The sequence below is a fragment of the Chryseobacterium sediminis genome, assembly GCF_008386505.1.
Lineage (GTDB): Bacteria > Bacteroidota > Bacteroidia > Flavobacteriales > Weeksellaceae > Chryseobacterium > Chryseobacterium sediminis.
Genome location: NZ_VUNZ01000004.1, coordinates 127,953 through 142,328 on the forward strand (window position 1 = coordinate 127,953; position 14,376 = coordinate 142,328).

The window sequence follows — 14,376 nt, forward strand, 5'->3', positions numbered from 1 at the left end:
AACAGGGAATTGTTTTTATGGCACTAAAGTGATACTATCAGTTGCTTTATTAACTTAATATTTTGTTAAAAAATTCACTTTAATGGGATAATTTACTGTCTGTCAGTCATTTTTTTTTATTTTAGCTGATAAGAATGAATTTATGCTTATTGATGGGGATTTTAAGACAAAATATTTAAACTGTAAAATAAAGGAGATGGTTCCTTTTCTTAAAAAGCTTACACCAAAAGATAAAAAAAGTCATTACTCAATAACCTGAAATAAATTTATACATCAAATTAGAAGCACATGAAAGAAAGACTTTATGAGATCCTTAATGAGGAAAAAATACATGAGATTATCCCCTTTCTAAAAGAGCTTAGTATTGAAGAAAGGAAAACACTGGTGCCATCTATAAAGAAAATGGACAGAGAGATCAGTAAAATTGTAATGACTAAAAACTCTTATCATACGGCGGGATCTGTGAATCAGCATTCCATTATTGATATTGCTTCATTTGTCTGTATGGATAAAAAGAATTTCGGTAAAAATTACTGGAGTCTTTTCCGTAACGCAGAACAGACCGATCAGATTTTGGAGTGGGGCTGTCCGGAATGGTTTTCAGACTTTATCAATGAATCAGTAGAAGCCGAATTTACAGCATTTAGCTATAAGGATATTTTAGGATGGACAGAAAAAGGTTATGTACAACCCAAACCGGAATTGCTGGGGCATCATCTGAGCAATTATCCTGCTGAACTGGACCGTCATCCTGAAACCCTTAATACACACTTTTGGTATTTATGTGAATATCCTTCCAAGTCTTTACCCTTCCGTAAAGAATGGTTTCCTATCGTTCAGAAGCTGATCACAGAAAAAAAGATTGAAAGAAAAAGATTTTTGAAAGAATGTCTTTTGGCCTCCAACAGAAATTTTAATAAAAATGTCACTGGCTGGTTTATGGATGCATTTACTTCCTTAAAGCCAACAGAAGAAGAGCTGTCTGAACTGCAGGATGAATTACTTGCAGGGCTGGCTTCCTCCCAATCAAAAGCCGTAAATACCATATTATCACATTTGAAAAAAATTGTGGGAGTTCATGATTTTAAAAATGAAGAATTTTCCCATTATCTTCCGAATCTGCTGAGTTCAGAAGTAAAAACAGTGGTTGTTTCCAGCCTGGTACTGACCGAAAAAATATTCCAGAGAAAGAAAATAGATCCCGAAATGTTGGGAATGGCTTTAAGCACAGCATTTGTTAGCAAAGATGATGGCATACAGTCAAAAGCAGCGAAGATTATTCTTAAATATATTCCGGCTTCAGAAAACATGAGAGGGGCACTTTCCCATTATTCAGACAATATACTGACCAATGTACGTCCTCTTCTGATAAAATATATTGAAGAAACACAACCCGAACTGGTGGCAATAGCTTCGGAAAAATTATCCCTGACAACCGAAGAAAATGCTGTGAAAGTACTTCAGAATTTTGAAGATCTGATGTTTTATCTTCCTCTGGCCATGGATGACCCGTACAGCCAGCATTGTGATATCGCTTTGACAGGATTTATCCGTTTTGCAGGTGATGTAAACGCTGAGTCTGTGAAATTAATAGAACCGGTATTTTTGAAAGCCTGTAAAACAATTGCGAAATGGGAAGTTCCGTACCTGAACGTTTTACTGTGCAATGCCATTATCAATTATGGTTTAGATCTACTGGAAAAATATCCGATTCAGCTTAAAAATCTGGAAAAGATTTATCATAAAACTAAAGAGGAAGAAGCTGCAAGAGAATCTTACTCCAATTATCAGAAAAAATTAGGCCCGATTGAAAATGTCGGGGCAGATTGCCCTGCCAGAACAGCGTTTAAGGAGCTTGCTATCTATGCTTATGAAAAAATAAAATCAGGAGATAAGATTCCGTTATTGTTTCCGGTTACCCATGCTCCATGTTGGATTTCCCCTGTTACTCTGGTGGAAAGACTGGAGAGTTATCAGAATAATAATATTGAACCTCATCATCTGGATATTCAGCTGGCACTGCAGCGTTGTGCTTTAGACAATACTTCAGAAGCTATAATAGAGGCAGAAAAAAGTTTAAAAGGAGAATATAAAGAACTGTTACTTTTCTTCTTTGGTAAAAATGATAAGCCGGAAGGAAAATTTGAACATCCTTCATGGTGGATGACTGCGGGAATTACCCGTTCGCCGGAAACCGTGTTTGAGGAATTCAGCAGTTTCGGGTATGATGATATTCCTGTAGAGTTTTTTTCAGGGGCTTATAAGTGGAAAACCATTGATAATAAGAAAAACTCATACTATCCTGTAGAGCTGAAGATTGTTATTCCTAAATATCATCTTGCCAAAAGGAAAGAATCTTTATTTGTGGAATATTTCATTGCCGAACAGAAAGAGCTTATCGAAATTCCTGCTTTGATGCTGTGTTTTCCGAATACTCCGGCAAATGCTCTGGCAAAAGTAATTAAACACTGCCTTTTCTTTTCAGGCATTGCTGAAGTCTATGAAAGAAGCCTGGTTTTGAATACAGCAAATGCGCTTTATCAGATCAAAAAACCTTTGGACGAAATCGGGTATCTGTTCTTAGGAACTATTTTCCTGGACAGCGATAAAACCATTCGTGGTACGGCAGCTGAAATATGGCTGGAACACGTTTCATCCCAAATGATGGATAATGCATGGTTAGGAAGGGTGATCGGCCTGCATGAAAAGCTGGAATGGGCACCTGTTAAAAGATTGACAGATCTTATGCAGCATCATATGCTGAATGTCAGTAAGAATCATAATATTGCACTTGAAGAACTGATTTCTAATATATTGCTTCAAATGGAAGCTCCGGTTACCAATCTGAAAAAAATACTGGAAATCTACCATGAAGTATTGGCTTTGAATCACTCAGAAGCCCATCAAGAGATTATTGTAAAATTAAATAGCTGGAAAGAAAATTCGAGCCTGAAAAAAATCTGCAGTCTTCTTCTGAAAAAATAGGTTATGGAGGGTACGCTTATTTACAACTATTCAGGAGCATCCTCTTTAGTAAGGAGAGATGCGCTTGAAGAATTGTTTCTCGCCAAATACAGTGAGATACATAAAAATACCGATGCTCCCTGTTTTTTCTGGGGAAATGTTAGACAGCCCTTTATTTTAGCACGTTGTCTGATTACACTTTCTAATATTGTGAAATCAAGCTTTAGCCTGTCTCCGTTTCAAATGGCTCTCCTTAAAGATCCGATCGTAACAGCCGGTAATCACAGATTACGCTTTGAAGGATTTTCTCACTGCGCCGGAGTTTATGCAAGAATTGATGTGCTGCCCGATGGTCTGGAGGGAGAATTTCTGGAAAACGGAACTACAAATGTGGATTTTAACCAGCCTATGATAACCGCTCTGGGAAGTATCCGCCCAAATGAAAAAATTATACTTTCCGTAGGTGAAAAAGAAGTAGGCCTGTATAAAGAAGAGGAAAAAGTAATAGAAAGAAAAGTTCCTTTGCCGGCAAAATGGATCAAAGGGCTGGGAACTGTTCAGGTTTATTTATCAGAATCTGAAAGACGCTATACTTTCAATAAAATACAGACACAGCAGCTATTCCGGGGGATGCCGAAAGGAGTGGTAAAGTCAGATTATTATTTGATAGTGAGAGGAAATAAACCTATTTTTTCTCCGGTAAAATCAGCGGATGCTGTTTGTATAGGCGGGCTTCACAGGCTTCGTCTTTTAGAACCGCTGCTTCCTTATATTGATTATATGCAGGTTTTTTCACATTCTAATATGCAGTCTACAACATGGCAGCTTTATATGGGACCTATCAGATTCAGCTTTTCTTTGTCAAGAGAATGTTGGAGAGGCTTTTCGGGAGAAGGCGCTGTCTTGGAAAGCCTGATTTCGGAAGTTCCTGATGAGTGGATTGATGCTTTGGATAAGTATGCCTATGCCAATCAATCTTTTAATCCTGGCATGCTTACTCTGGAGGAAAATCTGAGTTCCGGTAAAGTAGATAATATTACAGGAAGACTTGCTGCAATGGGATTACTGGGTTATGACCTTGATGATCATGAATTTTTCTACCGTAGACTTCCTTTTAAATTAAGCCGTATTATTGGTCTCAATCCTCGTATAAAAAATGCTGAAAAGTTGATAGAAAGCGGAAAAGTAGAGATTTTAAACAGCAATAAGGAAAGAACGGAAGCCAGAATAGAAGGAACCGGTGTACATCATACGGTAATCATTGAAAAAGAAAAAGAACGTTGTACATGCGAATGGTTTAGTAAATATCAGGGAGAAAGAGGTCCCTGTAAACATATGTTGGCAGTGAAGAAACTGGTAAACGGATAAAAAAGAAAAAGGACAGGTATTACATTACCTGTCCTTTTTTTAATGTTGTTTTTTTTCAGTTCTTTTAGATAATAATAACATGGTATGCCATTATATTTTTAGTTTTTCTAATGTTTTTTTTAGTAACAGGTTTTCATGTTTCAAAAACTCCTTATCGTTTTTCAATTCCTGTATATAAGCAAGGTAAGTTTCCCTTTCTGTTGTAAAATATTCATTACCTCCGCCTGTAATTTTTTGCTGTGAAAAACTGTCAAGTACAAAATTATATGGATGGTCAATAATATCATCTGGTTTTACTTCTAGAAACTTAGCAATAGTAGTTACCTTTTCCAAATCTACTTTGCACCTGCCACTTTCAATCCTGGAGTATTGCGACTGTGAAATACCTAGAATTTCTGCCATATAGTCTTGCGAAAAGTCCTTGTCCCTCCTTTGTTTTCTGATTCTTTCAATGTTGATGTTCATGTTCATAGTTTTGGCAAAAGTAAAAAAAAAAACAAAAATATTGCATGCATTCTTTATGTGTCAAATACATATTTTCATTCACAATATTTTATCATATTTGCTGCGCAATAAAAAATTAATAACATTTTTAAAAATTCATTAAAACTTATGAAAAAGCTATTTTTAGCGTTAATCGCTTTAACATTTTCTACTTCAGCAGTGCTTTACTCTTGTGGTGAAGACACTACAGAGAATCCGTCAACTCAATTAGAACAAAAACAAAGATCAGAAAAATCAGCAGCAAGACAGGCAGGTCAAGATGACTTTGTTACAATAAAAGAAACGACTGATTTATTATCAGAAACAATTATGAACTTTGGAGCGAAGGAATTAATTAAAAATGATAATACTTATACATTCAGTACTTCTAAGGATTTGTATTTATTAGGAATGCGTGATAATTTAAAGAATTACAGTTTTGATTATATTGATAACACATTAAGCTTCACTAAAGATGAATCATATCAGATTTATTCTATAGACAATACATTTTATGTAGAAACTCCATACTTTAAAGGGCTTCTTGAAGATGTTGATCAAAAAAATTTAAATGAAGACAGAAAGTTAAATGTGCTTATGATCTTCTTAGGTGAAGTTACATCAGATCCTGTATTGAACAAAACTAAATTTGATGATTATTCATCCAGAATTGCTGGTGGAGGATGTTCTTTCTTCAACACAGTTTACAATGTTGGAGTAGGGATGAACGCTGCTGCTGCACAGGCAAATTTATTACATAACATTATTGCTGATGTTAATGATGGTGATTTGAAAGGCTGTAGAAGTCTTGGTTTATCAGAAAGTACAAGTTTAGGAGTAGTGCATTATGCAACTCAAGCTTGGTGCTGCCCATAAAAATAAACAGGTTATGTTAGTTACTCCTTATACCATAATATTTGCAGCTGTAGTTTCTATTTATATCTACATCCATTCAATTATAATATTGCAGAAAAAGAAATCAGGGATATTAGATTATCTTATCATCTTTTTTATTCCTTATATTGGACCCATTGCAATTATAATCTCTTATTATATTAAAAAGGAAAAATAATATAATTTATAAAAAGAACCATCCGGTATTTGGGTGGTTCTTTTTAATTCTTTATCAATTTCAGAAAACTAATAAACTTTATAAGTTTATATACACTACATTGAAAATAGGATATAATTTTTGCTGCTCTATTATTTATATTTCATCCATTCCTCATAGCTAAGCACACCCAATTCCGGTTTACTTTCACCTTCAAGAATAGAGATAAACTCAAGCTGGTTTCCATCCGGATCATTAAAATAAATAGCCAGTGCAGGCATCCACGCAAATACCATGGGTTCAACACTTCCATTTTTTAAAAAATTGTAGGGCTTTAAATCTTTATTTTCTAAAAACTCCACAGAATAATTCAAAATATCTTCCTTACTACTGGAAAAGGCAAAATGTCTGGTCTGGAGATTCTCCTTTTGTTCCCACAATCCCAGCATAAATTCTTTCCCTTCTCCAACCCATAAAAAAGCAATAGGTCTGTTTTCGTCTCTGTGAGCCAGTTTCAAGCCTAGCACCTCCGTATAAAATTGTATTGCATTTTCCAGATTGCTCACCTGAACATGAGTCTCATATATTCCTTTAATCATAGCTTAATTTTAATAAAAGCAAAGCTAGAAAACTCTTCCTGAAAAAAACTGTATTGCTTATTTCTTTAATGAAAATGAATGATAGAAGGATTTTATAATTATGAATTATGAATTATGAATTATGAATTATGAATTATGAATTATGAATTATGAATTATGTTGTTGTAAATATCAATATCAGTTTTCCATATAAAAAAAATCAAAGAAAAATTTCTACGCAAAAAGGTTGCGCAATACTGTTTTTACTTTGCATCAGAAATCAGAGAGGAACTATCAATTCTTCTATGTTTAACAAAAAAAACAGTAACCATGAAATTTAATTTTTTAAAAAAAGAAGCTAAAGTAGTACTGAACTACGAAGGTGCAAAAGCATATGCCATGACACCTGCAGAAGAATTGTATAGTGCTGTTGTTACAACAGGATTGTCAGATGCCAACTATGAAAATGGAAATGACAGATTGAAAAGAATCCAGTCTCTGATCAAAAAAAATGATCCTGAATTTGTAGCAAAACTGGCAGTATACGCAAGAAAAGATATGTACTTGCGATCCATTCCATTGGTGTTGACAACTGAATTGGCAAAACAGACCTCCGGTACAGATCTGGTAAGCAAAACTGTAGACGGGGTTGTTCAGAGAGCTGATGAAATCACAGAATTGCTGGCATACTACCAACTTGCGAATAAAAGAACAGATACCAAAAAATTGAATAAACTGTCAAAACAGATTCAAAAAGGTCTGGTAAAATCATTCAACAAGTTTGATGAGTATCAGTTTGCTAAATACAACAGAAAAGCAGAAGTAACCCTGAAAGATGCACTATTCCTGGTTCATCCAAAAGCTAAGGATGAAAACCAACAAGCTGTTTTCAACAAAATTGCTAACAATACATTAGAAACCCCATACACATGGGAAGTAGAGCTTTCCGTATTAGGTCAAACGAAATTTGCCAATGAGGCAGAAAGAAAGTTAGCTTTCAAAAACAAATGGGAAGAACTGATCTTCAGCAACAAATTGGGTTATATGGCAACCATGAGAAACCTGAGGAATATCCTTGAAGCGGGCGTGTCATCTGATGCCATGAATAAAGTTTGCAGATACCTTTCCGATGAAAGAGCTGTATCCAATTCAAAACAGCTTCCGTTCCGTTTTCTGGCAGCCTACAGAGAATTAAAAGCAATAGATTCTCCTTACCTGTCATCAGTATTGGAAGCATTGGAAGATGCTGTGGCGGTAAGTGCCAGAAATATCAAAGGTTTTGGATTTGATACTTCAGTGGTGATTGCTGCAGACGTGTCAGGTTCTATGCAGAAAGCTGTTTCCAGCAAAAGTAAAATATTGCTGTATGATATCGGTTTGCTGATGTCGATGATCCTTCAGTCACAGTGTAAAAATGTGGTGACAGGTATATTCGGTGACCGTTGGTTAAGAGTTCCAATGCCAAAAAACGGTATCTTAAGGAATGTAGATGCATTCTACAAGAGAGAAGGTGAAGTAGGATATTCTACCAATGGTTATCTGGTCATCGAAGACCTTATCAACAGAAAAGAACAGGTAGATAAAGTAATGCTTTTTACCGATACTCAGATGTGGAATAGCACTGGAAACAGAAACTCTTTTGAAGACGTTTGGAACAGATACAAAACGATCGCACCTCATGCAAAACTGTATATTTTTGACCTGGCAGGTTATGGTACACAGCCACTTGATGTCAGAAAAAATGATGTATATCTTATTGCAGGTTGGTCAGACAAAATTTTCGATGTACTGAATGCTTTGGAAGACAAGAAATCTGCAGTGAAAATGATTCAGAAAGTAGTGCTGTAACAGGCACTGCTTTTGAAATAAAACTAATAACCACTATATGAAAAACAAAAACCAATGTCGTTATCGTAAGAGTTCCATCATCAAACTTTTAATTTGAACAGAATCAAAAACTCTTACACATGGTTACTTGGTTTAAGTTAAAATAATACTATGGGTAATTTAATGTATAGAATTGAACAGGATCTTAAAGAAGGCCGAAAGAAAAAGGCATGCGACAGGCTAAGAAATATGATCAATCAATTTCCCAATGATATTACTCTGAGAAAAAAGTTAGGACAGATTTATTTTGAAGCAGGATTCCTTGATGAAGCAGGTAAATTTTGGATTCTATCTGCTCCAGAGAATAATGAAATGAAAAATGCTGTGGAGATTTACAGAAAATCATTAAGCAATTCAGGAAGTGCAATTTTAAAAGATATTGTTTTCAGAGGTGACAAAGACTGTCTTGATGAGTATGCAACAAATGTAATGGATGCCCTTGAGCAGAATAGTTTTAAAGTTACAAAACACATTCCTGTTTTTAAAGCTAAAAAAAGAGAAAAGGGAAATTATTCTGAAAATCAAACAGGTTTTCTAAGTACACTTGGAACTTTTTTATTCTTTGGATCAATTATTTTGATTCCTGTTCTCGGGATATATAAGCTGTTTGAATTGATAAAATCATTTTTTTTCCAATAAAAATAAAACTACGTAAAAAGATTGCGTACATGCGATATAATTTTGCAGTGTTAATACTATCGGTGCCGTTAGAAAGACATTCTTCGATTCTAAAAACAGACAGAGTCTTTCATATGATCGCCCAATAGCTAACCAATGCCGTCGATAAGAGTTTCATCGTCAACTTCCAATTGAATATCATTTACTCTTATTATTAATTTGCTTGGTTTTTAATAAAAAATAAAGTGCGTAAAAAGAATGCGCACTAGCTATATAAGTTTGCAAAAGATAAAACAAATAATCATGAATAACCATAAACCAAATCTGAAAGAAGCATTGTATTGAGGTTAATACTCAATACTTATGAAAAAAATTAAAACGTTAAGAAAGAAATTCGGAGTCAATGAATATGGATTGATTGACTTTCCGAAGAAAATTTCCGGTGTACAGATTTCAAGAATGATGTACGGAAATGATATGGGTTGTTCTTATTGCTTTCCACACGGTTATGAGGTGGTCAACGCAACGTATACAAAGTTTCAGAGAAACTGGAAGAAGTATAGAAGAACTCAATGGAAAAATTAAAATCAGGTGCCGTTTTGGAATCATACTTCGATTTACACCTTCAGATGCAGGTTCAATTCCTGCCTTTCCTGTTGTAAACGGAATGTAGCTCAAATGCTAGAGCAGAGGGAAAGAAAAAGGTTCCGCAATTATTGCCCTGATCATAAAAAGAGTGTCGTAGAGAAGGCTTACTTCGGTATAATATTGGTTCAACTGCATAACAGATTGCGAAAGTGATTTTGTAAAAGTTTTTTCAAACTTTGCCTCTTTTTAAAAACTAATAAATACAAAATAATCAAGTGTCGTCTTAGAATCATACTTCGAGATTGAATAAACATTGGGTCGCAGGTTCGAATCCTGCCTTTTCCCTCGAAAAGGAGAGGTAGCTCAGCAGGTAGAGCAAATGCACGGAAGATTCTGAAAAATATTACCTTGATTTATATAAAGAGTGCCGTAGAAAAGGCCTACTTCGGTTTAATTTGGTTCGACTCCAGAAGGTCATGAAAGTGATCTTGTACAAGTCTTTTCGAATCTTGCCTCTTTTATTTTAAAAACTAATAACAATGGATATACCAGTTAATCTGGCTGAATTTTTATACTGGGTCAAAGACCGTACTGAAAAACTATGGTCTGTAGATGATGAAAATTGTCCTAAAGGATTTTACGGAGCCAGATGGCAAGGGCTTTCTGAGGAACAGATTGATCAGGTTGAGAAAAAATATCAAGTCAGTTTTACTTCTGAACACAAGGCATTTCTAAAAATTCTTCATGCTATTGACAAAAAAGAAATTGTTGAATATGAAGATGAAGGAGAGTTGATTACAGAAGAATGTATTTTCTTTTATAATTGGCTTGAAAATGAAAAAGAGATTATCGCTCAGACAAAATATTTTTATAAAGGGATATGGAATGATGTAACCAGTGTTAATCATGTTTGGTTGAAATCTTGGGGAATCAAACCAAAATCAATCGAAAAAAAGAAACAGATTTTTGATGAATGGTTTTCAAAACTCCCACAATTACTGCCCGTTAGAGATTCAGCATATATTGTCAGTAATGAAAACTTAAAATGGAATCCTGTAATAGGTGGTAGTGGCTCGGGTGTTGTTATCTTAGGTTGGGATTTCAGAACTTACCTGCTATATGAGTTAAGAGAGCATCTTGACATTTATACAGATATATATGACGAAGAGGATGAAAGGTTTTATCCGGAGCTTATTGATGAGGTTCAAAAAATTAATAATGAAAACTTTAAGTATGATGAAACTAAAGATATTCCTTATTTGAAAGAAATGATTCTTTACTGGTCTTCCGGATGGAAAGGGTTTGGTTTAAATTATCACCCTGAAAGCGCCAAAGTTCATGCTATTGTCAAAACTTATATAGCTGAAGAAGAAAAATAAAATAAAATAAAATAAACAAGTGCCGTAGAAAAATGTTACTTCGCTCATCACGACGGGGTCGCGGGTTCGAGTCCCGCCTCTTCCACAACAAAAAAACACGTCTATAATAGGAAGAGTAGCTCAGTTGGTTAGAGCACGACTGCATTATTCGGCTGTTGCCTTGTATTTATAAAATAAGAAGCCGGAAGTGGGACGTTGAAAGAGATCTTTGTATTATAATTTTCTATAAAGTCAGATAGATTTTCAGACTTTACCTCTTTCTTCTTTCCACTTCCAGCTTCTTTATAGTATTATTGTAAAGTGTCGTTAGGAAAAAATTCATCGTAACACAATCATGGGAGGAATAGCGAAGCCGGTCACTTCGGCAAGGTTATCCGGTTCGACTCCGGCAGACGTACAGCCCGGTTTTTTCCTTATCATTACCTTTAAAAAGTGCCGGTAGATTATTTACCGGCACTTTTCATTGTATCAAGCTCTTCTTCAAACATGAGTTTCCATTTTGAAAGAGTAGTTCTGCTTATTTTATATTTTCTTGACATATAGCTTGTAGAATGACCATGTTTTTTCTGGTACTGCAGCAATTTTAGCATCGTCTGCCGGTCATATGTTTTGAGCTTTTGATTTTCTCTGGACTGCTTGAACAGTTTTTCATTGAACTTCAGAACATCCTCACTGGTATTTAGTTTTTCAAGAAGTTCTTTGATTTTCGGATCCTTTAGCTTTTCAGGATATTCCATCTTTAGCATATCCTGATAAATTTTTTTGTAATTGGGGCGCATGTTTTATCTGTTTATCCGTTTACATTATCGCTCTTCTGGAGCCATCTGTGAAGCGTACTTTTCGGAATAGAATATTCTTTAATAACTTCACTTTGGGTCATTTCACCGGAAAGAATTCTTTTCATAATAAAATCTTTAATTTCCTGAGTGTAAATGTTTTTCCTGAAATAAGGCGTTTTTTCGGACTTCTGCTGGTTTTTGTTGATAGCAGAAGGAGGAGCATATAAAATCAAATGTGAGCTGTAAAGTCTGAAAAAATCATATTCTAATAATTTGCTCCATCTTAGAAGAAGATCCGTATCCATCGATTTGTTGTCATACATTGCCTCGATCGCTCCTTCATCTTTGCCTAAAAATTTGCATATTCTTTCTATTGTTATTTCATTTTCATCTACCCTTTCCTTAATAAACTTTCCAATATGGATTTCTTTGTATAACATTTTTATTGAATATTATTCTTTTGTTTAAACTTATATATCAAAAAAACGAAAATAGAGTGTATAATATTATCTTATGTGGTAGAGAGTAGTTTACTTTAATTTGAAATTGATAAGAAATAGAAATTATGATATAAGAATGTTAAATCACGTTTAATAAGATAATGAGTCTTAAAAAACGAAACTGTAACTTACCAAATATTTTCAAAACAGGTGGGTAGGAATCACCTTAATGTACTTGGGATATATTCTTTATTTTCAATGGGTTTCCTCTTCTTCTCTTTCAAACTTCTCTTCCTGCCATTTGTGTAAATAATATACGACCTATTAAGGTTTTTATACAATTCTATGAGTTGAAGCTGTAGATAGATTGATATACAGCTTTTTACGCGTTGAATTTTTTAATTAGTACCAAATAATTGCTTATTCGCTTTCAAATGTAAACAAAAATAAGAAGTAAATAAAGTTAGAAATGCAAAAATCACACTTTATATACTTATTTTAATTAAAATTAACATATTATAACAATTAATGTGTGAATTACTTATAAATGATAGGCTTCATCGTAGAAAAATGATAAAAATAAAAAATTGTATACCACTGATACAGTCCATACCTTTGCAAATCAATGAAAAATACTTTAAGCTTATTCGACTTTTCGAAGAAAATAAATTATAAAAATGAGCTGCTGGCCGGTTTTACGGTAGCAATGACGATGATTCCCGAATCTCTTTCATTTGCTATCCTTGCCGGTTTGTCTCCACTTACAGGGCTTTATGCGGCATTTATGATGGGACTTGTAACAGCAATTTTTGGAGGACGTCCGGGAATGGTTTCCGGTGGAGCTGGTGCAACCATTGTTGTATTGATTGCCCTGATACAATCTCATGGCATAGAATACCTTTTTGCTACTGTAGCACTGGCAGGAATACTTCAAATGCTGGTAGGAATCTTTAAATTGGGAAAATTTGTTAGGCTGATTCCACAACCGGTTATGTATGGATTCCTGAACGGTTTGGCCATTATTATCTTTATGGCACAGGTGGAGCAGTTCAAAATTACAGACAGCAGCGGAGCCGTAAGCTGGCTGCAGGGAATGTCTTTGTACATAATGGCTGGCTTAACTGTCCTGACGATTGCAGTAGTCTACTTTTTTCCCAAAATAACGAAAGCAGTTCCTGCCTCTCTTGTGGCAATTATTATTGTCTTTGCGGTAGTTCTTGGATTTGATATACCAACCAAAACAGTAGCAGATATTGCTCATATCAGTGGAAATCTTCCAAGTTTTCACATTCCGCAGATCCCCTTTTCTCTGGAAACATTACAGATTATTTTTCCTTATGCCTTAATTATGGCCGGAGTGGGTCTTATTGAATCTCTTCTGACATTATCCATGGTGGATGAAATCACGAATACCAAAGGAAATACAAATAAAGAATCCGTAGCTCAGGGGCTGGCTAATATTACCAATGGCTTCTTTGGCGGAATGGGTGGCTGTGCTATGGTAGCACAGACATTGGTAAACCTTAATGCAGGTTCCAGAGCAAGACTATCCGGTATTATTGCATCTTTACTGATTTTAATAATCATTTTGTGTGGAGCGCCTGTGATTGAGAAAATTCCTATGGCAGCTTTAGTAGGTGTTATGATGATGGTTGCCATCAGTACTTTTCAGTGGGTTTCTATCAGAATTGTTAATAAAATGCCGAAATCTGATATCTTCGTGGGAGTTACCGTAGCATTGATTACCGTGATTTTACATAACCTGGCTTTGGCGGTTTTAATTGGAGTGATTATCTCAGCATTGGTTTTTGCATGGGATAATGCTAAAAGAATCAGAGCAAGAAAGAATGTGGATGAAAACGGAGTGAAACATTACGAAATATATGGGCCATTGTTTTTCGGTTCTGTAACGGCATTTACAGATAAGTTTGACCCAATGAATGATCCGGAGCAAGTGGTGATTGATTTTAAAGAGAGCCGTATTGTAGATATGAGTGCGATTGAAGCATTAGGCAAATTATCTAAACGTTATAAAGAACAAAATAAAACATTATTCTTAAGACATCTTAGCGAAGACTGCCGGAAAATATTGAAAAATGCCGAAGCAATAGTTGAAGTGAATATTCAGGAAGACCCAACGTATAAAGTGATGCCGGAAAAATAGGGGAGTAGTCAATAAGTGAATTTTGCTTCGCAAGTGAATAGTGAATTTTTGCAGTAAAAATATTGACGAGCGCCAGC

General features: G+C 35.0%; 12 protein-coding genes. 8 read left to right on the forward strand and 4 right to left on the reverse strand.

Features of this window, described 5'->3' with window-relative positions; all coding sequences use genetic code 11:
- The first annotated feature begins 288 nt into the window (after window positions 1–288).
- Both FW780_RS18685 and FW780_RS18690 read left to right on the forward strand, forming a co-directional pair.
- Entirely contained in the window at window positions 289–2,985 is a 2,697-nt protein-coding gene (locus tag FW780_RS18685) for a DUF6493 family protein (protein WP_149835152.1), read from the forward strand.
- Window positions 2,986–2,988: 3 nt separating this feature from the next.
- Window positions 2,989–4,332, forward strand: a complete 1,344-nt coding sequence (locus tag FW780_RS18690) for an SWIM zinc finger family protein (RefSeq protein WP_149835153.1) — start codon at window positions 2,989–2,991, stop codon at window positions 4,330–4,332.
- 90 nt (window positions 4,333–4,422) lie between these two features.
- Here the strand turns inward: FW780_RS18690 and FW780_RS18695 are convergent, their stop codons facing one another.
- Window positions 4,423–4,797, reverse strand: a complete 375-nt coding sequence (locus FW780_RS18695; RefSeq protein WP_167510757.1) for a helix-turn-helix domain-containing protein — start codon at window positions 4,795–4,797, stop codon at window positions 4,423–4,425.
- A 147-nt stretch (window positions 4,798–4,944) separates the two neighbouring features.
- On the opposite strand from FW780_RS18695, the gene FW780_RS18700 reads away from it, so the two are divergent.
- Window positions 4,945–5,691, forward strand: coding sequence for a hypothetical protein (locus FW780_RS18700; protein WP_149835155.1), 747 nt, complete (start codon window positions 4,945–4,947; stop codon window positions 5,689–5,691).
- A 327-nt stretch (window positions 5,692–6,018) separates the two neighbouring features.
- On the opposite strand, the gene FW780_RS18705 is transcribed toward FW780_RS18700, so the two are convergent.
- Window positions 6,019–6,465 (reverse strand): VOC family protein, encoded by a 447-nt coding sequence (locus FW780_RS18705; RefSeq protein ID WP_149835156.1) that lies wholly within the window; start codon window positions 6,463–6,465, stop codon window positions 6,019–6,021.
- A 309-nt stretch (window positions 6,466–6,774) separates the two neighbouring features.
- Between FW780_RS18705 and FW780_RS18710 the strand changes: the two genes are divergently transcribed.
- The 4 genes from FW780_RS18710 (at window position 6,775) to FW780_RS18725 (ending at window position 10,916) form a co-directional block, all read left to right on the forward strand.
- Entirely contained in the window at window positions 6,775–8,292 is a 1,518-nt protein-coding gene (locus FW780_RS18710) for a TROVE domain-containing protein (RefSeq protein ID WP_149835157.1), read from the forward strand.
- A gap of 150 nt (window positions 8,293–8,442) precedes the next feature.
- Complete coding sequence (locus FW780_RS18715) at window positions 8,443–8,970, forward strand: DUF6584 family protein (RefSeq protein ID WP_149835158.1); 528 nt, start codon at window positions 8,443–8,445, stop codon at window positions 8,968–8,970.
- Between the two features lie 342 nt (window positions 8,971–9,312).
- Window positions 9,313–9,534: a phosphate ABC transporter substrate-binding protein gene (locus FW780_RS18720; RefSeq protein ID WP_149835159.1), complete on the forward strand. Its 222-nt coding sequence runs from the start codon at window positions 9,313–9,315 to the stop codon at window positions 9,532–9,534.
- A 542-nt stretch (window positions 9,535–10,076) separates the two neighbouring features.
- Window positions 10,077–10,916 (forward strand): hypothetical protein, encoded by an 840-nt coding sequence (locus tag FW780_RS18725; RefSeq protein WP_149835160.1) that lies wholly within the window; start codon window positions 10,077–10,079, stop codon window positions 10,914–10,916.
- 443 nt (window positions 10,917–11,359) lie between these two features.
- On the opposite strand, the gene FW780_RS18730 is transcribed toward FW780_RS18725, so the two are convergent.
- Window positions 11,360–11,662 carry a helix-turn-helix domain-containing protein gene (locus FW780_RS18730; protein ID WP_228460201.1) on the reverse strand — a complete coding sequence of 101 codons (303 nt, stop codon included), beginning with the start codon at window positions 11,660–11,662 and terminating at the stop codon, window positions 11,360–11,362.
- Window positions 11,663–11,706: 44 nt separating this feature from the next.
- Entirely contained in the window at window positions 11,707–12,135 is a 429-nt protein-coding gene (locus tag FW780_RS18735; RefSeq protein WP_149835162.1) for a transposase, read from the reverse strand.
- Window positions 12,136–12,760: 625 nt separating this feature from the next.
- On the opposite strand from FW780_RS18735, the gene FW780_RS18740 reads away from it, so the two are divergent.
- Window positions 12,761–14,299, forward strand: coding sequence for a SulP family inorganic anion transporter (locus tag FW780_RS18740; protein WP_149835163.1), 1,539 nt, complete (start codon window positions 12,761–12,763; stop codon window positions 14,297–14,299).
- Window positions 14,300–14,376 lie beyond the last annotated feature (77 nt).